Source organism: Streptomyces sp. NPDC028419, assembly GCF_055565515.1.
The window spans coordinates 458409-478652 of sequence record NZ_JBVHUE010000002.1; the positions used below are offsets into that span (position 1 = coordinate 458409).

The window sequence follows — 20244 nt, forward strand, 5'->3', positions numbered from 1 at the left end:
CTCCCCGGGCCACCCTACGTGCGGCCGGGAGACGTTTCGTACGCCCGTCACACAGCTGACACAACCGCCCCCTAACTTCGAACTCGTTCGAGTTCATCAAAGAAAGTTTGAGGAGGGGTAGTCGTGCCCACCGTCGACCAGAACCAGCGCCGCCGCCGCGGTACCGGTCTCATCGCCCTGGACCCCGACGCCGCGTTCGAGGGCCACACCCTCTACGCACCGCTGACCGGCGGCGGCGAGGTGTACCTGGTGAACCTGCGCGGAGAGGGCGTGCACACCTGGAAGCTGCCGCACCGCCCCGGCCGCCACGCCCGGATCCTGCCCGGCGGGCTCCTCGCCTACAACGGGGTCCTGCCCGGCCAGGACGCCCTCTTCCCGATGTGGCACAAGTACCGCGGCGGCGTCATGGGCGTCCACGCACCCGACGGGACGGTGCTGCGCGAACACCGCGACCCGCTCCAGCACCACGACGCCCACCACCTGGACGACGGCGGGATCCTCTACACCGCCCTCGAACCCCTGACCGGCCGCGAGGCGGCCGCCGTCCGCGGCGGCGCCGCCGGTTCCGAAGCGGACGGCACCGTGTGGGCCGACACGATCAAGCAGGTCGACGCCGAAGGGAACGAGGTGTGGTCCTGGCGCGCGGCCGAGCACCTGGACCGCGACGCGTACCCGCTGCACCCCGACTACGCCCGGGAGCACTGGCCGCTGATCAACTCCGTGGTCCCGCTCGCCGACGGCAACGTCCTCGCCAGCCTCCGCAGCGTCTCCGCCGTCGTGGTCATCGGCCGGGACACCGGCGAGATCCTGTGGCGCACCGAGCCGGGCACCGTCTCCCAGCAGCACCACCCCACCGAACTGGCCGACGGCAACCTGCTTGTCTTCGACAACGGGGTGTTCCGCCCGGGGCACGACGTCCCCTACTCACGGGTGATCGAGATCGACCGCGGCTCCGGGAAGGTGGTGTGGGAGTACCACGACCCCGCCAAGGAGTCCTTCTTCGCCCCCTTCATGGGCGCCGCGCAACGCCTCCCGAACGGCAACACGCTGGTCACCGACTCCCCGGCCGGGCGCCTCTTCGAGGTCACCGCCGAGGGCGTGCTGGTCTGGGAGTTCATCGTCCCGCAGTTCGGCGGCTACGAGGAGTCCGAGGTCCGCGACCTCTTCCCCGCCGAGCCGAACGCGGTCTTCCGCGCCTACCGCTACGCGGCCCACGAACTGCCCTGGCTGGAGTCCGGATCATGAGTGCGACGCCCACGCCCGCCCCGCCCGCCACGTCCGCCACCGCGCCCCCCGCGGCCCCACCGACCTCCGCGACGACGACGCCCGACCCCGTCGACGAGCGGATACCCCTGCGGCGCCTCGCCCCGCTCGCCGCCCAGCACGTCCTCGCCATGGCCGCCGCGCCCGTCTCCACCGTCTTCCTCACCGCCGGTGCCCTGCGGCTGACCGGCGCGCAGAGCGCCGCACTGCTGAGCGCGGTGCTCGTGCTGTCCGGAGCCGGATCGCTGCTCCAGTCCCTCGGCGTCTGGAAGTTCGGGGCGCGGCTGCCGTTCGTCATGCTCCCCGGCGGCGCCGCGACCGCGCTGTTCATCCAGACGGCCAAGGACCACGGCCCGGCCGTCGCCTCCGGCTCGGTGCTCCTGGCCGCCGCGCTGCTCCTGGCGGTGGTCCCGCTGTACGCGCGCGTCGTGCGGCTCTTCCCGCCCCTGGTCATGGGGGTCACCGTGCTGCTGATCGGGATCGCCATGATCCGCGTCGCCGCCCAGCTCATCGCCGGGCCGACCGGGAACCCGCCGCCCCGGGCCGTCGTCCTGGCGGGCGTCACGGTGGCGGCGACCCTGGCCGCCCACCTGCTCCTGCGCGGCGTCTGGCGCCAGAGCGCGGTCCTCATCGGCATGGCCGCCGGGACCCTGATCGCGGTGGCGACGGGGCTCGGGACCTTCGCCCCGGCCGAGGGCAGCGGCTTCGCCCTGCCCCACCCCTTCCCCTACGGGACGCCGCGCTTCGACCTCCTCGCGGCCCTGCCCCTGCTCCTCTTCAGCCTCACCACCCTGGCCGAGATCACCGGCCAGAGCGTCCTCAACAGCGAGACGGTCGGTCGCGCGGCCGACCCGGGCCGAGACGTCCCGAAGATTGCCCGCGCCGACGCGCTGACCTCGCTCTTCGCCGGCGTGCTCGGTACGTCCCTGATGGTGACCAGCTCGGAGAACATCGGCATCGGCCGGCTGACCGGCGTCCGCAGCCGCTTCGTCACCGCCGCGGCCGGCGGCCTCCTCGTCGCCCTGGGCCTGCTCTCCCCGCTCTCCCGCGCGGTCGCGGGCCTGCCGCCGGCGGTGGTGGGCGGGTCCGCCCTCGTCGTCTACGCGGTGATCGCCGTCATGGGCGTCCAGATGCTCGCGCGCGCCGACCTGGCCGAGGGGAGCCGGTCCATGGTCGCCGCCCTGGCCCTCGCCACGGGCCTCCTCCCGGTGCTCGCCCCGAACCTCTACGGAGCCTTCCCGAGCTGGGTCCGTACCGTCCTCGGCTCCGGCGTGGTCGCGGGCACCCTCGCGGCCGTCCTGCTCCACGCCCTGTTCGCCGCACGCCGCCTCGATCGGTCAGGAACGGAGAAGCCGGACCGGATCCCGGGAACCTAGCGTGGAGCCCATGGACATCAACCTCGCGCAGTGCTTCATCGCCGTCGACGACCACGACGCGGCCATCGCCTTCTACCGGGACGTGCTCGGCCTGGAGGTGCGGGGCGACGTCGGGGCGCACGGGATGCGGTGGGTGACGGTCGGCGCGCCGTCGCAGCCCGATGTGGACATCGTCCTCGAACCGCCGCTCGCGCACCCGAACGCCTCGGCCGCCGACCGCGCGGCGGTGGCCGATCTGCTGGCCAAGGGCCTGCTGCGCGGGGTCGTCCTGCGCACCGACGACTGCGACGCCGTCTTCGAGCGGATCCGCGCCGCCGGCGCCGAGGTGCTGCAGGAGCCGATCGACCAGCCGTACGGGGTCCGCGACTGTGCCTTCCGCGACCCGGCCGGCAACATGCTGCGCTTCAGCCAGGCGCGGGGGCGCTGACCTCCGCCCCGTGAACGGGCGCCCCCGCGCCGGCCGGCGCCCGCCGACCGGCGCGGGCGCCCGGCCGATCGGGTAGACAGGGGGGGAGTGGACCGGCGGCGCGACCGCGCCGACGCGGCAGACATGGAGAGACGATGAGCAAGCGCACGAGGACGGACGCGCAGTCGCCTGCGCCGCACGGCGCCGACAGCCACGACCTGATCCGCGTGCACGGCGCGCGCGTGAACAACCTGAAGGACATCAGCGTCGAGATCCCCAAGCGCCGCCTGACGGTCTTCACGGGGGTCTCCGGCTCGGGCAAGAGCTCGCTGGTCTTCGGCACGATCGCCGCGGAGTCGCAGCGGCTGATCAACGAGACCTACAGCGCCTTCGTCCAGGGCTTCATGCCCACGACGGCCCGCCCGGACGTCGACGTCCTGCACGGGCTGACGACCGCGATCATCGTCGACCAGCAGCGGATGGGAGCCGACCCCCGCTCCACGGTCGGCACCGCCACCGACGCGAACGCCATGCTGCGCATCCTCTTCAGCCGGCTCGGCACGCCGCACATCGGCCCGCCCGGCGCCTTCGCCTTCAACGTCCCCTCCGTCCGGGCCAGCGGCGCCATCACCGTCGAGCGCGGCGCGAAGAAGACGGTGAAGGCCACCTTCCACCGCACCGGCGGCATGTGCGTGCGCTGCGAGGGCCGGGGCGCCGTCTCCGACATCGACCTGACCCAGCTCTACGACGACTCGAAGTCGCTCGCCGAGGGTGCGTTCACCATCCCCGGCTGGAAGTCGGACAGCTTCTGGACCGTGCGCGTCTACGCCGAGTCGGGCCTGCTCGACCCCCACAAGCCGATCGCGAAGTTCACGAAGAAGGAGATGCAGGACTTCCTCTACCGTGAACCGACCAAGGTGAAGGTCGAGGGCGTCAACCTCACCTACGAGGGGCTGATCCCCAAGATCCAGAAGTCGATGCTGTCCAAGGACCGCGAGGCGATGCAGCCGCACATCCGCGAGTTCGTGGACCGCGCGGTCACCTTCACCACCTGTCCCGAGTGCGACGGCACCCGACTCAGCGCCGAGGCCCGCTCGTCGAAGATCAAGAAGATCAGCATCGCCGACGCCTGCGCCCTCCAGATCAGCGACCTCGCCGCATGGGTGCGCGGCCTCGACGAACCCTCGGTGGCGCCGCTGCTCGCCACGCTGGGCCAGACCCTGGACTCCTTCACGGAGATCGGGCTGGGCTACCTCTCCCTCGACCGGCCGTCGGGCACGCTCTCGGGGGGTGAGGCGCAGCGCGTCAAGATGGTCCGCCACCTCGGGTCCCCCCTCACCGACGTCACCTACGTCTTCGACGAGCCCACCACGGGCCTGCACCCCCACGACATCCAGCGGATGAACGACCTGCTCCTGCGGCTGCGGGACAAGGGCAACACCGTGCTCGTCGTGGAGCACAAGCCGGAGACCATCGCGATCGCCGACCATGTCGTCGACCTGGGTCCCGGCGCCGGTGCGGGCGGGGGCACCGTGTGCTTCGAAGGCACCGTCGAGGGCCTGCGGGCGGGCGGCACCGTCACCGGCCGCCACTTCGACGACCGGGCCGCGGTCAAGGCCGAGGTGCGCGAGCGCACCGGGACCCTGGAGATCCGCGGCGCGCGCACGCACAACCTCCGGGACGTCGACGTCGACGTCCCGCTCGGGGTGCTGACCGTCGTCACCGGCGTGGCGGGCTCCGGCAAGAGCTCCCTCGTCCACGGCTCGATCCCGCGCGACGCCGCGGTGGTCCACGTCGACCAGGGCGCGATCCGCGGCTCGCGGCGCAGCAACCCGGCGACGTACACGGGCCTGCTCGACCCGATCCGCAAGGCCTTCGCCAAGGCCAACGGGGTGAAGCCGGCGTTGTTCAGCGCCAACTCCGAGGGCGCCTGCCCCGCCTGCAACGGCGCCGGAGTGATCTACACCGACCTGGCGATGATGGCCGGGGTCGCCAGTGTCTGCGAGGAGTGCGAGGGTAAGCGGTTCGACGCGTCCGTCCTCGACTACCACCTCGGCGGCCGCGACATCAGCGAGGTGCTCGCGATGTCGGTGACCGAGGCGCGGGAGTTCTTCGGCGACGGCGAGGCGCGCACGCCGGCCGCGCACGCCGTCCTGGTCCGGCTCGCCGACGTCGGGCTCGGATACCTCAGCCTCGGTCAGCCGCTGACCACGCTGTCCGGCGGTGAGCGCCAGCGGCTCAAGCTGGCGACGCACATGGCCGACAAGGGCGGGATCTACGTCCTCGACGAGCCGACCGCGGGCCTCCACCTCGCCGACGTCGAGCAGTTGCTCGGACTGCTGGACCGGCTCGTGGACTCCGGCAAGTCGGTCATCGTCGTCGAGCACCACCAGGCCGTCATGGCACACGCCGACTGGATCATCGACCTCGGTCCGGGCGCCGGCCACGACGGTGGCCGCATCGTCTTCGAGGGCACCCCCGCCGACCTCGTCGCGGCCCGGAGCACCCTCACCGGCGAGCACCTCGCGGCCTACGTCGGCGCCTGACGGCGGGCCGCGCCGACCCGCCCGGACGACGTGACGCCGCGTCACCCGGGTGGGCCGGCCCGGCTGGCGGCCCCGCACGGCCCCCGGCTTGCTGGAGGCATGAGACAAGGACCACCGACAGCACGACCGACGACGCCCTCGGGGCAGAGCCTGAGCACCCCACGGATGGCCGGGCTGGCGGGGGTGCTCTTCGCGATCCTGCTCGCGGGAGCCATCGTGCTGGCCCGGATCGCCCTGCCCGAAGGGGGCGGCGCGGCCCGCGTCGCCGTCACCTCCGGCCAGCGGGACGCGGTGACGGCGGCCGTGGGACTCGTACCCTTCGCGGGCATCGCCTTCCTCTGGTTCATGGGGGCGCTGCGGGCGCACGGCGGTGACGCCGAGGACCGCTTCGTCTCCACCGTCTTCCTCGGCAGCGGCCTGGTCTTCGTCGCCTGCCTCTTCGGCGCCGCCGCGGCCGCCGGCACGGTGCTCGACGCCGACCAACCCCAGGAGTTCGGCCGCCACTTCTCCTACACCCTGCTCACCACCTACGCGATGCGGATGGCCGCCGTCTTCGTCCTCGCGACCTCGACCATCGGCCGCAGGCTCGGGGTCTTCCCACGACCGCTGGTCCTCCTCGGTACCCTCGCCGGTCTGGTGCTGCTGGTGGTCGGTTCCTCGGTGCCGTGGTCCGAGCTGGTGTTCCCGGCCTGGGCCCTGATGATCAGCGTGTACGTCCTGAAGTCGGGCCTGGCGGGCCCGCGGGCGCCCGGCCCCACGGCCTGACCCGCCCCCCGACCGGCGTCACCCTCGGCGATTCACTCCGACGGAGGCGCCCGACGGGCCCCGCCCGGCCACGGCCCGCAGGCTGGTCCGGGGATGCCGCCGGGGGCCACCGAAAGGACCACACCTTGCTGAGGCTCGTCGTCGATCTCAACCGGTGCCAGGGATACGCGCAGTGCGCCTTCCTCGCCCCCGACGTCTTCGCGATGCACGGGGACGAGGGGCTGCTCTACGACCCACAGGCCCAGGCGGCCCAGCGCGAGCGCGTGCTCCAGGCCGCCGCCGCGTGCCCCGTGCAGGCGATCCTCGTGGACGAACTCGACCTGGCCGCGACCGGGGCCGGCGCGGCCACCGGATCCGGGGAGGTCTCCGATGGCTGACAGCGCCCTCGAACAGCTCAAGCGGTCCGGCCGGATCGTCATCGTCGGAGCCTCGCTGGCGGGCCTGCGGGCCGCCGAAACCATGCGGGAGAAGGGCTTCGCCGGCTCGCTGACCCTGATCGGCGACGAGCCCGACGAACCGTACGACCGCCCGCCGCTGTCCAAGAGCGTGCTGCTGGGCCGGGCCGACGCGGACCACACCCTGCTGCCACGGCGCCGCGACCTCGGCGCCGAGTGGCGCCTGGGCGTACCGGCCGACGGCCTCGACATGGCGGCCCGTACGGTCAAACTGGCGGACGGCGACGAGGTGCCGTACGACCGCCTGCTGATCGCCACCGGAGTGCGCGCCCGGCCCTGGCCGAACGAGGCCGAGCGCGAACTGGGCGGCGTCTTCACCCTGCGCACCCGCCGTGACGGAGGGGCCCTGGCCCGGGCGCTCGCCGCCGGACCGAGCCGGGTCCTGGTCATCGGCGCCGGGTTCACCGGCTCCGAGATCGCCTCCGCCTGCCGCGAACGCGGCCTGGCGGTGACCGTCGCCGAGCGCGGGGACGGCCCCCTGGTCGGCGCCCTGGGCGGGGTGATCGGCGCGGTCGCCGCCGAGATGCAGCGCGAGAACGGCGTGGACCTGCGCACCGGCGTCATGGTCACGGGCCTGGAGGGGGACTCGACCGGCCGCGTCCGGGCGGCGCACTTCTCCGACGGCACCACCCTGGAGTGCGACGTCGTGGTCGTCTCCCTCGGCGCCCAGCGCAACACCGAGTGGCTGACCGGCTCCGGGCTGGGGGCGGGCCCGCGCGGCATCGCCTGCGACGCCGGCTGCCGGGCCTTCGACATCCGGGGCATCGTCACCGACGACATCTACGTGGCGGGCGACGTGGCCCGCTCCCCGCACGCGCTCTTCGGCTACCAGTTCCTGTCCCTGGAGCACTGGGGCAACGCGGTGGCCCAGGCCGAGACCGCGGCCCACAACATGCTGAGCGAGAGCACCGAGCGCCGCCCGCACCTGTGGGTGCCCGCCTTCTGGTCCTCCCAGTTCGGGGTGAACATCAAGTCCGTCGGGGTGCCCTCCATGGGCACCGAGATCATGATCGCCCAGGGTTCGCGCGCCGAGCGCCGCTTCACCGGCGTCTACGGGTACCAGGGCCGGGTGATCGGAGCGGTCACCTTCGACAACTCGCGCTGGCTCCAGTTCTACGAGCAGCAGATCGAGGCGACCGCCCCCTTCCCGCTCCCGTTCACCACCGTGGACCGCCGCCCGGAGGGCCAGAAGCCGATCCCCGCGGACTTCCCCGACCCCTCCGTGCCCACGCACGGCCCGACCATCACCCTCAGCGGGTACTCCCCGGCCGACCGCCGGATCACCTTCACCCCCGCCGGGCACTGACCCGCACGCCCACGGAGGACCCGCCATGAACGACGGCATTCTGAGCCAGATCCTGGACTACGCCCACCGCGCCAACCCGTACCCGCTGTACGAGGAGCTGCGCAAGACGCCCGTCTACCACGACGGGACCGGGCCGTACGTCATCAGCACCTACCACGACATCCAGAGCCTGCTGCACGACCCGCGGCTCAGCTCCGACTCCCGCAACCTGACCGCCATGGCCGGCGACCCGCTGGCCGAGGGCGGGGGAGAGGAGGAGACCGCGCTGCCGCCGAGCTTCCTGAAGCTGGACCCGCCGGAACACGACCGGCTGCGCCGGATGACCAACAGGCCCTTCGGGCCGCCGCACTCCCCGCACCGCGTCGACGGGATGCGCGACGGGCTGCGGGGGATCGTCACCGGGCTCATCGACAACCTCGGCGACCCCGCGGAGATCGACCTGGTCGACCAGTTCGCCTACCCGTTCCCCGTCACGATGATCTGCCAACTGCTGGGCGTGCCCCGCGAGGACGAGGCCCGCTTCCACGTCTGGGCCGACACCCTGGCCGCGAGCCTGGATCCCGATCCGGACTCCGACCCGGTGGAGCGCCAGCGCAGCACCCACGACTCCCGGATGGAACTCGGCATGTACCTGGCCGGGTTGATCGAGGAACGCCGCAAGAACCCGGGCGACGACATGCTCTCCCAACTGGCGGTCGGACACGGCCCGGACGAGACCCTGTCCACCATGGAGCTGCTCAGCACGGCCGCCCTGCTGCTCATCGCCGGGCACGAGACCACGGTCAACCTGATCACCAACGGGATGCTGACGCTGCTGCGCAATCCGGACGTCCTGGCGCAGCTCCGCGAGGAGCCGGGGCTGGCGGTGCCGCTCGTCGAGGAGCTACTGCGGTTCGAGCCGCCGGTGCAACTGCTGCCCCAGCGCACGCCCCTCGTCGACATCGAGGTCCGCGGGGTCACCATCCCCAAGGGCTCCTCGATGTGGTTGATCCTGGCCTCCGGCAACCGGGACCCGGCCCGCTTCGAGGATCCGGACCGGTTCGACCCCCACCGCAAGGACATCCAGCACCTGGGCCTCGGCAGCGGCGTCCACAGCTGCTTCGGCGCCCCGCTGGCGCGCCTGGAGGCGCAGTTCGCGCTGAGCGAGCTGGCCCGGCGGCTGGAGAACCCCCGGCTCCTGGAGGACCCGCCGCCGTACCGGCAGAACGCGGTGCTGCGCGGTCCCCGGCACCTGAGGATCGGCTGCGACGGGATCCGCCCCTGAGCGCTCGGACGGACCGGCGCTCACGCCCCCAGGCGTGCGCGCCACCAGTCCACCGTTGCCCCGATCTGCTCGTCGAGGGGGGTGGCGCGCTGCGCGAAGCGCGCTTCGTAGGCCCGCGCGTCGATGACGAACGGCCGGTCGAACTGGTAGCGGACCTCCTTCAGTTCGCGGATCAGCGGCGAGAACAGCGAGGCGACGCCGAGCACGGCGGACGGCAGCGGGCGCACCGCGACCGGCCCCGTCGCCGCCCGGGCGGCGAGGAGGCCGACCATCTCGCGGGTGGACCGCGGCGGCTCCGTGGGGACGTGCCAGGCGCGTCCCCACGCCCGCTCCTCGCCCGCGACCTCGACCAGGGCCGCGGCCACGTCCGGGAGGTAGCTCCAGCTGTGCGGGGCGTCCGGGTCCCCGAGGGCGGAGACCGGCTTGCCGCGCAGCACGCGCGGCACGACCCGGGCGGCCAGGTGCCCGCCGTCGGTCACGCCGGGGCCGAAGAAGTCCGAGGCCCGCACCTCGACCGCCTTGATCCGGCCCTGCTCGTGGAGCGCCAGTGCCCGCTCCCAAACGGCCGCGCGCACGCGGCCCTTGGGGCCGGTCGCCGCGAGCGGCAGCTCCTCGGTGAGGGGGCCGTCGACCGGACCGTAGCCGTAGAGGTTGCCCAACATGACCAGGACCGCCCCGGTCGCCTCGGCGCTCGCGCACAGGGCTGCCGCCAGCGGGGGCCAGGCACGCGTCCAGTGGTGGTAGGGCGGCGCGGCGCAGCTGAAGACCGCGTCCGCGCCCCGCACCGCCGCGGTCAGCCGCTCGGCGTCCGTCGCGTCCAACGCGACGTGCTCGATGCCGGGTTCGGGGCTGCGGCCCGAGCGGGTGACGACGCGCACCGAGTGCCCCCGCTCGGCCAGCAGTCGGGCGGTGGCGGCCCCGGCGGGCCCGAATCCTACGACGACGTAATGGCTCACAGGCGCACACTACGGGTGGGGGTGGTTGCGGTACACAAAGTGCCGTCGCGATTGATCATGGTCCAGCTGGCGTCGGGGTCAGCGAGTCGTCCGGCCGCCGGGTGCGGACTCGGCGCGGGCGCAGGATGTCGTCGGCGTTCGGGAGTTCGGCGAAGTCGGCGTGTGCCTGGGTGAGGGCTTCGGGGTACGTCTCCTGCTTCTCGTGCTCGGCGAGCGCCCGGTAGATGCTCGCGACGCTGGGGGCCTGCCCCGTGCGTTTGCCGGTGGGGACGATCAGGTCGGGCTGGATCTGCTCGTCCGACTCGCCGTTCGCACGGTGGCGGAGCACGGTGTGCGGCATGTCCTCGGTGATGACGGGTGGCCGGCCGCCGTGCTTGCCGTGATGCGCGTGGTGGGCGAGTTCGCCCGCCAGGACGTGGGCGCCGGTGGTGCCTCGGTTGTCGGGCCGCAGGGTCGCCGTGCGTCCCCCAGTGGCGTTGTGCCAGCGGGCCCGGGTGCCGTCCGAGCCAGTGGGCCAGGGCCGGACCGGCGATGCCGGCTTCCGCGATGCCGGCTCCCGCGATCGGCACGTTCCGGTGTGTCATGACGCTCCCTTCCATCCTCCTCGTCTTCTCCCGCCTCGGGTGGCGGCCCCGGTGCGGTCCGTTCGGGGCGGCCGGGGCCGCTTGTTGTGCACGGCCCCGACCGGGGCTCAGATGGCGAGGTGCTGCTTGGTGCCGGAGTCGTCGGCAGTCGTCTCGGGGGTGATGCCGTGCTGCTCTTCTTCGGGGCGCCCCTTCTTGGGCAGCAGGAAGGTGATCGCGAAGAAGACCACGAGCAGGCACGCCTGGACGATCAGCGCGCGGTGGAAGCCGCCGGTGAAGTCACCGGTCTTGGCCTGGGCGAAGAACACCGAGCCGAAGACCGCGACGCCGATGGAGCCGCCGACCGCCTGTACCGCCGACAGGACACCGGAGGCGGATCCGATCTCGTCGTCGTCGACCGCGGCCAGGATGAAGCTGAACAGTGCGGCAATCACCATGCCGGCGCCGACGCCCGCCACCGCCACGCCGGGGACGATGTCCCAGATCGAGAACGAGGCGGCGTCGAGGCCGTCGAGCTCGAACCACAGCACGGCGGCGCCGGCCAGCTGGACCAGCGGTCCGATCTGGAGCACCTTGCGGCCGATCTTGTCAGCGAGGAACGCGCCGCTGATGGCGCCGCCGATCGCGGTTCCCACGGCGAGGGGCAGGTTCCCGAGGCCCGCCTCACCGGCGGTGAAGTGGTGGCCGATCTGGAGGAACAGGGTCAGGACCAGCTGGGTGCCGATGAGCCCGCCGAAGAACAGGGCGATGCCGCCGAGGCCGACGGTGAAGGCGGGCTTGCGCAGCAGGCCCGGGGTCACCAGCGGTTCGCGGCCCGCGGCGGCCGTGCGGCGCTGCTGGAGGGCGAAGAGGGCAAAACCGATCGCCGAGGCGGCCATGGACAGCCACGTCCACAGCGGCCAGCCGTTCTCCTGCCCCTGGTTGAGCGGCAGCACCAGCAGGGCGCAGGACCCCACAACCAGGGCGGCGCCGATCATGTCGACCCGTACCGTGCGGTCGCCCGCCTTCTTGGGCACGAACTTCGCGGCGACGATCAGTGCCGCGATGCCGATGGGCAGGTTGATCAGGAAGACCGAGCGCCAGCCCAGGTCGAAGAAGTCGCCCTCGATGAGGAAGCCGCCCAGGACCGGGCCGATGATGCCGCCCAGGCCGAGGACGGGTCCGAAAATCGCGAAGACCTTGGTGAGCTCGGGGCCGGAGAAGTTCTCCCGCAGCAGGCCCAGGCCCTGGGGCAGCAGCATCGCTCCGGCGGTGCCCTGCAGCAGGCGGAAGGCGATCAGCGACTCGATGTTCGGCGCCATCGCGCACAGCAGGGAGGTCGCGGTGAAGGCCGCCAGCCCGATCAGGAACATCCGGCGCCGGCCGTAGCGGTCGCCGAGCCGGCCGCCGAGCACGAGTCCGGCGCCCAGGGTGAGGGCGTAGCCGCCGATCACCCACTGCAGTCCGACGGAACCGGCACCGAGGGATTTTTCCAGGTCCGGTCCGGCGACGTTGACGATCGAGGCGTCCAGGAGATCCATGATCTCCGCGACGATCATCACCGCCAGGATCAGCCACCGCCACCGGTAGGGCTCGGTCGTCTCCTCAAGGGTGGGGGACGGGTCACGCATTCCAGATACCTCCATGGTGAAGTAATTCCATCATGAAGGTAAAATGGTAGCGGTAGGTTGTCAAAGCGGAGCGGCCGTGCGGACCGCGTGGCAGGAGAGAAGGGCGAAGGCGTGGAGGAAGCACTGCGCGACGGTGTCGCGGAGCAGCGTGAGCGGCTCATGGAGTCGCTGAGGATCTACGGCGGCCACTACGCCGAGCTCAGCCGGCGCTTCGCCGCCTGGCTGGGCCTGCACTCCACCGACGCGACCGCGGTCCTGGAGATCGCCGCCGCCGAAGAGCGCGGCATCCCCCTGTCACCGGCGCGGCTGAGCGAGCGGATCTCCCTGTCCACCGGCGCCACCACCGCGCTGCTGAACCGACTCGAAGCGGCGGGACACATCACGCGGGCCCGCGAGCACTCCGACCGGCGTGTCATCACACTGCGCAGCGGCGGACACATCCAGGAACGGGCGGACGAGTTCTTCGGCCCGCTCGCCCACCGCCTGGACGCCGCGATGTCGCACTACCCGCCCCGGTTGCTGGAACAGATCGAAGCGTTCATGGCCGACCTGAACACCACCATGGACAGCCACCTCACGGAACAGGACGCGGTGGCACCGCGTTCCCCCCGCAGCCCTGCCGAAAGAACTCCCTGACCGGCCTACTGCCCGCCGCCCGGCCGGCCCTTCTTGGCCCGCCCTGCCCTACGCACCTCGTGCGGGCGCCAGCGCGCCGGGCCGGCATGGGCTACTCCTCCTCGACCGTCCTCGGGCGCGTCCGGATTGCCGGTCCTTCAGCGGGGGCAGGCGGGCGACGTCCTCGTCCTTGATGTCGTGCCCCTCGGTGCCGCGTACGGGCCAACGCCGTCACCCCGGGCAGCAGCACCCGGTTCTTCCGCAGCCACGTCACCGCGTGGTTGAACAGCGCCATCGGCCTCTCGGTGTGCGTCCATGCCCGCCCGTACGGGATGCTACGGAACTCCCGTCCCACCTCCGGCCGGTGAAGCCGCGGTACTCGAAATCGAGGAAGAAGAACCGCTCCAGCTCCGGGCGCGTGGGCACCTGGGAGAACGTCCCCTACGCCTCGGTCTGCTTTCTGTACCGCGACCACCCACACCCGCACTAGCTCCCGTGCGCACGCCGGTCAGTGGGCACCCGGCCCTTCGGGGTCGTCGGGCGGTGTGGGCCCGGCGCGGTGGACCAGGCGGTAGCCGTACGGGCGCTTGCGGCCCCGCTCCTCGGTGTGGCGGATCCGGGCCTCGCGGAGCGCCGCCTCGACGAGTTCGTTGACGGCGGCGTTGCTCCGCCGGATCCGGGTGAGCTGGTCCCGGGTGAGGCCCGCGGCGCGGGCGGCGGTGCCCAGGTGCGCGTCCCGGGCCAGGGACCGCAGCAGGATGCCGAGGGTGAAACCGTTGAGCTGCCCGTGCGGTGCCACCGGCTGGGCGGCGGCCAGGGCGGTGGCGGCCACCAGGGCCGCGTCGAAGGGCGGGTCCCGCCGCCAGCGGGTCAGCAGGGCCTCCGAGACGCCCGCGGCGGCGGCGCACCCCGCGGGGCCCAGACCCATGGCGGCCGCGTGCAGGGCCCGGGCGCGGCGCGCACCGGTCTCCGCGATCAGGTCCGGCTGTCCGTGGACCGCGTCGATCAGATCCTGGTCCAGTGCGTCCGCGGCGGTCAGCCGGGCCACCACGCGCTCCGCCCAGCCCTCGGGCCGGGCCGCTCCCTGCGGTGCGGGGTCGTTCACGTTCCGCGCGCCTCCTGCCCGGCAATGGGCCGTCTCCTGGTCGTCGAGCCCATTGTGCGGCCGCGGCCGAGCGCGCCGCGCGCCGTTGCACGGTCCCCGGCCCGACCATCGTCTACAGTGCAGTAGACCGTCTACGTGGCTGTAGTCGATCGGTGCCCCGCGCGGGGCACCGCACGACGACGGCCACGGGTCACCGACCGTCGACACCGGACCCCCGCCGCCCGACCGCCGCCCGACCTCCCGAGAGGCCCGCCCATGGCCGATTCCGTCACCGCCGCGACCGACCTCGCGGTGAACCTGCTCGACGCGCACGCGCTCCTGGCCGCCTTCGGCGTGGTGGGCATCGGGGTCGTGATGTTCGCCGAGACCGGGCTGCTGATCGGCTTCTTCCTGCCCGGGGACTCCCTGCTCTTCACCGCCGGCCTGCTGTGCGCGGGCCCGGCCGGAGCGGTCACGACGCTCTCCCTCCCGCTGGTCCTGGTCGCCGCCGTGACCGGCGCGCTGGCCGGGGCCCAGTGCGGCTACCTGATCGGACGCCGGGCGGGCACGGCCCTCCTCGCCCGCGGCCGGTCCCCGCGGCTGCACGAGGGGGCCGAACGGGCCGAGCGGTTGCTGGAGCGGTACGGCCACGCCAAGGCGATCGTGCTGGCCCGCTTCGTACCGGTGGTGCGCACGGTCTTGAACCCGCTCGCCGGAGCCCTGCGGGTCCCGGCCCGCGCCTTCACCCTCTGGCAGGTCGCCGGCGGGCTCGTGTGGACGCTGGGCCTGGTGTTCGCCGGCTACGGGCTCGGCTCCGGCGTCCCCGACGTCGACCGGTACCTGTTGCCGATCGTCGCCGCCATCGTCGCCCTGTCCCTGCTTCCCCTGGCGATCGAACTGCTCCGCTCCCGGCGGGCCGTCAAGCACCGGAACGGAACCGTTGGATGACCACCACGCACCTCCTCGTACCCGCCCACCCGCATGCGCCGGCGTATGACGGTTCGGGCGTCGACGGCCCCGCGTACGTCGACGTGACCGGCCTCGCCCACAGGGCCCCCGGCTGGCTCGACACCCTCGTCTCGGCCTGGTCGGCCTACGGGCTGGCCCTGTTCGCCGTGCTGATGGCCGTGGGCTGGTGGCGGGCCCGGCGCGCGGGCGCCCCCGCGGCGGTCACCGCCCTCGCCGCCGCGCCGATCACCCTCGCGGCCTTCGGCGTCGACTCCCTGCTGAAACTCGCCGTGCGCGAGGACCGACCCTGCCGGACCCTGCGCACCGTGACGCTGGAGGCGTGCCCCGCCCCCGGCGACTGGTCCTTCCCCAGCAACCACGCCGCCCTCGCGGCGGCGGCCGCGGTCGCCCTGCTCTTCGTCTCGCGCCGGCTCGGCGCCGTGGCCCTGGCCGCGGCGGCGCTGATGGCCGCCTCCCGGGTGTGGGTCGGCGTGCACTACCCGCACGACGTGCTGGCCGGCTGCCTCGTCGGCGCCGTGGTCGCCGCCGCGGCGGCCCGTACGGTCCGGCGCCACCAGGGCGCGCTGGCCGACCGCCTGAAGCGCGGACCGCTGCGTCCCCTGCTGGCCGCCGCATGACCCGTACCGACGCCGCCCGCCGCGCCGGGTGGCTGGCCCTGGCCGCCGCGTCGATGTTCGCGCTGCTGGCGCTGTGGGTCGTGCGCGCCCCCGACCACCTGCTGCCCGCCGACGCCGGCCTGCACCGCTGGTCCGTGACGCACCGCCCGGCCCCCGCCGCGACACTGTCCCGCGCGCTCACCGACACCGGCACCGGCTTCGTCCCGTACGTCCTGCTGCTCGTGGCCGGGTGGTACGCGGGGCGCACCACCCGGCGCGGGGCCCGGACGGCCGCGGCGTTGCTGCTGTGCCTCGGCGCGGGGCAGGTGGTGCGCTACGGGGTCATGACGCTGGTCGCCCGCCCGCGTCCCGCGGCCGGTGACTGGGCCGCGCACGCCTCGGGCTGGTCCTTCCCCTCCGGTCACACCAGCACGGCCGCGATGACCGCCGGGCTGCTGGTCGCCGCGCTGTTCCTGCGCGGCTCCCGGGTGCCCCGCACCGCCGTGGTGCTCATCGGCCTGTGGGGCGCGGGGGTCGGCCTCAGCCGCGTCTACCTCGGCGTCCACTGGTTCACCGACGTGCTCGGCGGCTGGCTCTTCGCCACCGCGTGGCTCGCCCTCCTCGCCCACCTCCACCTGCGGCGTCCGCCGGCCGAGGGGCTCGGGCAGGAGCTCACGCGGGGATGAAGGCGTCCTCGGGCGAGTCGTCCAGGACGAAGCCGTTGTCGAGGCGGACGCGGACCGTCACGCGCAGCCGCTGCTCCTGGTAGGCGACCCAATGCGGCTCCAGGGAAGCGACCTTCTCCACCAGCTGCTGCCGGCTGGCCGGGGGCATCTGCGGGCCGAAGTCCTCCAGGAGCGAGGAGAGCCGCAGGTACTCGGCCGCCTCCGGGCCCTGCCGGTCGTGGCCGACCACCCGCTCGACGGTTCCCTCGACGCCCGCCGCCAGGGACAGCGATCCGATGACGGCCCCGGGCGACCGGGGGGCGTCGTCCGTCACGGCGACCCAGTCGGTGAGCCTGGTGTCCGCCGCGAGCTTTACCCGCTGGCCTTCTTGGAGGGTCATGGATCCTTCGTTCCGTAGGGCCGGGCCCGGCGCGGGCCGGCCGGTGCCGTCGTCATCAGCGCGATCGTGATCGTGATCGCCGGTGCCATTGTCCAGGACGCCGTCTACAGAGGGCGCCCGGTGGTGCCGCTCGGCGTGCTGGCGCCCGGGGCGGCCACGAGCTGTCCGGTGGCGGTCAGGGCCAGTCGGGAGAACAGGGTGCCGGAGAAGCCGAACAGCAGGGAGATGGCCAGGGCGATCGGCGCCGCGGGCGCGTTCCACGAGTTGTCGAGGAATACGTGGCCGAGGAGGTTGAGTTCCGGGTCGGCGAGCATGCGGACCAGGAGCAGACCGCCGACCGAGGCGAGGGCGCCGCCGACCGGGGCCAGGACCAGCACCCCCCAGGAGGACGGGCGCTGAGCGCGCATGACTCCGACGAGCGGCGACAGGAAGCCGCCCAGCGCGCCGAAGACCATCGTCAGCCGGTGGTCCATGACGGCGCCGATCAGCAGCACCGCGCCGAGCCCGGTCGTGGCCAGCCACAGGGCGACGCGTTGTTGCTCGTACTCGCGCTCGGACTCGGTGTCCTCCCGGTCGTGGAGATGCTCGGTGGCCGCGAACAGGAGGGCGCCGGTCTCGGGCCCGGTGGCGGGCAGCGCGCCCAGTTCGGCGGCCAGTTCCGTGTCACCGGGATGCGGGGAGGCCGCGAGCCGAAGGCGCAGCGACCGGACGTGCGCGGCGATCTCCTCGGGTGTCTCCAGGCGCAGGAGCTGGCGCTCCGCGCTGTGCAACATCCGCCAGGCAGCGGCCAGTTTGGACAGCGGGATCGCGATCACCCATGAGCTGGGCAGCAGCCGCCACACCACCAGGCCGCTCTTCTCCAGCTCGTCCAACCGCCCGGTCACGGCGACCAGCACCGCCGTCGTGACGGGGTCGCCGGCGTGCGCGGCGGCCAGTACGGACGCCCGGGCCCGGCAGTCCCGGATGCGGCCTTGGAGCAGCCGGTAGCGGGGGGCCGCGATCAGCCCCCTACTGGTGATGTACACGATCCCCAGGTAACAGACGCAGACCAGTTCCAGCGCCCAGCGGCCGTCCCCGAACACTCTCTCCCACACCCGCGCCCCCTCGACGTCCGCGTCGGCCCATCCTGCCCCAAGTCGCCCCTGGTGGGGAGCGGTTCACCGGATGACGTGCGGCGCCGCGTCAGGCCCGCCGGTCCGTGCCCGTGTCGTCGTCGATCCGTATCCACTGGACCTCCAGGTCGCCGGTGGACGCGAAGGTGGAGCGCAGGAGGGCCTCGGAGTCCGTCGTGCCGGTCACCACGGCGGTGAAGCGCTTCGCTCCGGCGCGGTGGGCGAGGAAGGCGGTCGGATCCGGCACGTTCCCCGCGCCGGGCAGCGGGACCAGGTGGGCGGGGTGCAACAGGTGCCAGGTCTCGGGGTCGACCTCCGGCCCGTGGTGCAGGACGGCGATCTCCCCCGGCTCCGCCCCGTACATCCGGGTCACCGCCACCGCGGCGCGATGGGCGGGTCCCACCGCCAGACCCGCACCGACGCACCGGTAGAACTCGCGGGCGAAGGTGATGGCCATCACGTCCCCCACCCGACCTGGATAGCCGATCGCACACCCGGCGGTCCGCGCCAACTCCTCGGCCGCAGCGCCGGTGGCACAGGCGCTGAGCAGCACGAGCCGCACGCCCTTGCCGGCTGCCGCCAGCAGCTCGCCGAGCCCCGCGGTGATCAGCGGGGCGTCACCGCCGTCCACGGTCAGGACCCGCAGACCTTCGTCGGTCGCGTGGCCGGAGAAGTGGACCACCGTCGGTGCCCGGTCCAGCAGATGTTCGAGGATGTCCTCGCCGCGCACCGCCTGGGCGGTGTGCACCGCCAGCCCGTCGCGGTAGCGGGCCGAGCGGACGACCTGAGTCACCTCGCGCTGCTCCTCACCGGTGTCGGGGCCGCCGAGCCGGGTGGCGACCGCGGACAGCATCAACACGTTCGCCGGCGGCGGGCCGCTCACCCTTCGGGCGCCGGGGCCGTGGTGGTCAGGACCGCCTGCAGGACGGCGCTCAGCGCGACGGCCCTCGCGGGCTGGGCCGCGAGCAGAGCCGCGAGTTCGGCCACGGCCCGGTTGCGCTCCTCGGCACCGGGCGCGGCCCCGTGCGCCGCGGCAGACAGCACGTCCCCCGGGTCCGGTGCGGCGGCCCGCCGGGCCGCACGCACCACCACCCCGGACGGGTCGGCGACCTCGGGGGCGTCGTCCAGGGCGCGGGCGGCCAGCCAGTGCACCGTTGCCGTCCAGGACTCGTCGAAAACGATCTCCTCGATCACCGCGAGCCATCCGAGCGCCTGCGCGTCCGCGGCCTCCAGAGCCCGCTGGACCCGGGCGTGCAGCGCCTGCCGGTCCTCCAACAGGCCGTAGACGGCTTCGATGCCGTCTCCGGCGGCCAGCGCCAGGATCGCGCGGTGCACGGTGATCACTGGGCTCTCGCCCTCGGGCCCCTCGCCCATGCCGGCCAGTACTCCGTCCACGTCGGGAGCGAAGAGGTCCTCGGCGTGCGCGGCCAGGAACGCGGCCGATCCCGCCCAGCCTCCGTCCCGGGCACTTGCCCGGATCCATGCGATCAGGGTCTCGCTCAGCAACAGCGGCCGATACACCACGTCAACTGGTACACCTGCCGTCGCCTGTTCGAGCAGCTCCGCATGCCGGTCCGCAAGACCGCCCAGCAGCGCCCATTCACGCAAGGCCAGGACGGAACCTGCATTGAGCAGAGCGGTGTGGCCTGCCAAGAAGTCGCGCGAGTCGGCCCAGGTGTTGGTGCGCATCCAGTCCGCTGTCAGTTTGAGGGCCGTATCGCTGACGTCCAGCCACGTCGGTGGTTCGGCAGCGCCGCCACCTTCTCCGCAGAGGCGCACGACTGCCTCGCGCTGTATGGGGTCCGACTCGACCACATACCGCAGGAGCTGGCGGACCTGGAAGATGGTCGGCCCATCTAGCCCAGCGGGCGAAGCCAGCAGTGCGCACAACGCCTCGGCCCCTTCGACTGTCCCGATGTGGTCCAGGACGAACACGGCTCGCCGGTAGGAGATCTGAGCTACGGCATGCGGCTCTCCGTGCCACGAGCCGATGACCTCCGCGTACAGCCTGAGGGCCTCGTCAATCCGTCCGATCTCAGCGAGCCGGTTGGCGAGGTTGGTGAGGGAGTTGGCGAGGTTGGGGAGGTGGGCGTCGGGGTTGGCTTGGGCGAGTGCGCGGTGGATGGTGGCGGCTTCTTCGGCTGGGGCGAGTGCTTCGTCGCGCCGTCCGACTTCACCGAGCCGGTTGGCGAGGTTGTTGAGGGAGCTGGCGAGGTTGGGGAGGTGGGCGTCGGGGTTGGCTTGGGCGAGTGCGCGGTGGATGGTGGCGGCT

20 protein-coding genes and 1 pseudogene are annotated in these 20244 nt (G+C 73.1%); 12 read left to right on the top strand and 9 right to left on the bottom strand.

From position 1 onward, the window contains the following. Positions 1-123: 123 nt before the first annotated feature. The 8 genes from ACZ4UB_RS04380 to ACZ4UB_RS04415 all read left to right on the top strand — a co-directional run bounded on the left by ACZ4UB_RS04380 (position 124) and on the right by ACZ4UB_RS04415 (position 9381). Positions 124-1245: an aryl-sulfate sulfotransferase gene (locus ACZ4UB_RS04380; protein WP_468068148.1), complete on the top strand. Its 1122-nt coding sequence runs from the start codon at positions 124-126 to the stop codon at positions 1243-1245. Further along, positions 1242-2639 (top strand): uracil-xanthine permease family protein, encoded by a 1398-nt coding sequence (locus ACZ4UB_RS04385; RefSeq protein WP_468068149.1) that lies wholly within the window; start codon positions 1242-1244, stop codon positions 2637-2639. The genes ACZ4UB_RS04380 and ACZ4UB_RS04385 overlap by 4 nt, the downstream gene beginning before the upstream one ends. A 10-nt stretch (positions 2640-2649) precedes the next feature. Beyond that, on the top strand, positions 2650-3066 hold the full coding sequence (locus ACZ4UB_RS04390) for a VOC family protein (RefSeq protein ID WP_468068150.1): 417 nt from the start codon (positions 2650-2652) through the stop codon (positions 3064-3066). Between the two features lie 134 nt (positions 3067-3200). After that, positions 3201-5591, top strand: a complete 2391-nt coding sequence (locus ACZ4UB_RS04395) for an ATP-binding cassette domain-containing protein (RefSeq protein ID WP_468068151.1) — start codon at positions 3201-3203, stop codon at positions 5589-5591. Between the two features lie 165 nt (positions 5592-5756). Next, entirely contained in the window at positions 5757-6356 is a 600-nt protein-coding gene (locus ACZ4UB_RS04400; RefSeq protein WP_468068152.1) for a hypothetical protein, read from the top strand. 128 nt (positions 6357-6484) lie between these two features. Next, complete coding sequence (locus ACZ4UB_RS04405) at positions 6485-6733, top strand: ferredoxin (RefSeq protein ID WP_468068188.1); 249 nt, start codon at positions 6485-6487, stop codon at positions 6731-6733. Further along, complete coding sequence (locus tag ACZ4UB_RS04410; RefSeq protein WP_468068153.1) at positions 6726-8117, top strand: NAD(P)/FAD-dependent oxidoreductase; 1392 nt, start codon at positions 6726-6728, stop codon at positions 8115-8117. Before ACZ4UB_RS04405 ends, ACZ4UB_RS04410 begins: the two co-directional genes overlap by 8 nt. Before the next feature lie 25 nt (positions 8118-8142). Further along, positions 8143-9381, top strand: coding sequence for a cytochrome P450 (locus tag ACZ4UB_RS04415; protein WP_468068154.1), 1239 nt, complete (start codon positions 8143-8145; stop codon positions 9379-9381). A gap of 20 nt (positions 9382-9401) precedes the next feature. Here the strand turns inward: ACZ4UB_RS04415 and ACZ4UB_RS04420 are convergent, their stop codons facing one another. The 3 genes from ACZ4UB_RS04420 to ACZ4UB_RS04430 all read right to left on the bottom strand — a co-directional run bounded on the left by ACZ4UB_RS04420 (position 9402) and on the right by ACZ4UB_RS04430 (position 12531). Continuing rightward, a complete protein-coding gene (locus ACZ4UB_RS04420; protein WP_468068155.1) occupies positions 9402-10337 on the bottom strand; it encodes an NAD-dependent epimerase/dehydratase family protein in 936 nt (311 codons plus the stop codon). A 55-nt stretch (positions 10338-10392) separates the two neighbouring features. Continuing rightward, on the bottom strand, positions 10393-10677 hold the full coding sequence (locus ACZ4UB_RS04425) for a hypothetical protein (protein ID WP_468068156.1): 285 nt from the start codon (positions 10675-10677) through the stop codon (positions 10393-10395). 351 nt (positions 10678-11028) lie between these two features. Beyond that, on the bottom strand, positions 11029-12531 hold the full coding sequence (locus tag ACZ4UB_RS04430) for an MFS transporter (protein ID WP_468068157.1): 1503 nt from the start codon (positions 12529-12531) through the stop codon (positions 11029-11031). A gap of 159 nt (positions 12532-12690) precedes the next feature. On the opposite strand from ACZ4UB_RS04430, the gene ACZ4UB_RS04435 reads away from it, so the two are divergent. Continuing rightward, the gene (locus ACZ4UB_RS04435; RefSeq protein WP_468068190.1) at positions 12691-13167 is read left to right on the top strand and encodes a MarR family winged helix-turn-helix transcriptional regulator; all 477 of its coding nucleotides are present in this window, start codon (positions 12691-12693) and stop codon (positions 13165-13167) included. A 196-nt stretch (positions 13168-13363) separates the two neighbouring features. Here the strand turns inward: ACZ4UB_RS04435 and ACZ4UB_RS04440 are convergent. Beyond that, positions 13364-13504, bottom strand: a pseudogene (locus ACZ4UB_RS04440) (DUF4158 domain-containing protein); the annotation flags it as partial. A 150-nt stretch (positions 13505-13654) separates the two neighbouring features. Next, positions 13655-14251 (bottom strand): hypothetical protein, encoded by a 597-nt coding sequence (locus tag ACZ4UB_RS04445; RefSeq protein WP_468068158.1) that lies wholly within the window; start codon positions 14249-14251, stop codon positions 13655-13657. Positions 14252-14506: 255 nt separating this feature from the next. On the opposite strand from ACZ4UB_RS04445, the gene ACZ4UB_RS04450 reads away from it, so the two are divergent. The 3 genes from ACZ4UB_RS04450 to ACZ4UB_RS04460 are packed head-to-tail and all read left to right on the top strand — an operon-like array spanning position 14507 to position 16481. After that, positions 14507-15178 carry a DedA family protein gene (locus ACZ4UB_RS04450; RefSeq protein ID WP_468068160.1) on the top strand — a complete coding sequence of 224 codons (672 nt, stop codon included), beginning with the start codon at positions 14507-14509 and terminating at the stop codon, positions 15176-15178. Then, positions 15175-15816 (top strand): phosphatase PAP2 family protein, encoded by a 642-nt coding sequence (locus ACZ4UB_RS04455; protein ID WP_468068162.1) that lies wholly within the window; start codon positions 15175-15177, stop codon positions 15814-15816. The genes ACZ4UB_RS04450 and ACZ4UB_RS04455 overlap by 4 nt, the downstream gene beginning before the upstream one ends. Continuing rightward, positions 15813-16481, top strand: coding sequence for a phosphatase PAP2 family protein (locus ACZ4UB_RS04460; protein ID WP_468068164.1), 669 nt, complete (start codon positions 15813-15815; stop codon positions 16479-16481). Before ACZ4UB_RS04455 ends, ACZ4UB_RS04460 begins: the two co-directional genes overlap by 4 nt. On the opposite strand, the gene ACZ4UB_RS04465 is transcribed toward ACZ4UB_RS04460, so the two are convergent. From ACZ4UB_RS04465 to ACZ4UB_RS04480, 4 genes are all read right to left on the bottom strand, one after another. Continuing rightward, entirely contained in the window at positions 16468-16860 is a 393-nt protein-coding gene (locus tag ACZ4UB_RS04465) for a hypothetical protein (protein ID WP_468068165.1), read from the bottom strand. The two genes, ACZ4UB_RS04460 and ACZ4UB_RS04465, sit on opposite strands and share 14 nt — an antisense overlap. A 104-nt stretch (positions 16861-16964) precedes the next feature. Beyond that, positions 16965-17954 carry a hypothetical protein gene (locus tag ACZ4UB_RS04470; RefSeq protein ID WP_468068167.1) on the bottom strand — a complete coding sequence of 330 codons (990 nt, stop codon included), beginning with the start codon at positions 17952-17954 and terminating at the stop codon, positions 16965-16967. An 88-nt stretch (positions 17955-18042) separates the two neighbouring features. After that, positions 18043-18855: a CHAT domain-containing protein gene (locus ACZ4UB_RS04475; protein ID WP_468068168.1), complete on the bottom strand. Its 813-nt coding sequence runs from the start codon at positions 18853-18855 to the stop codon at positions 18043-18045. Further along, positions 18852-20244 (bottom strand): tetratricopeptide repeat protein (locus ACZ4UB_RS04480; protein WP_468068169.1); only part of this gene is annotated, 1393 nt, incomplete at its 5' end. The genes ACZ4UB_RS04480 and ACZ4UB_RS04475, both read right to left, overlap by 4 nt.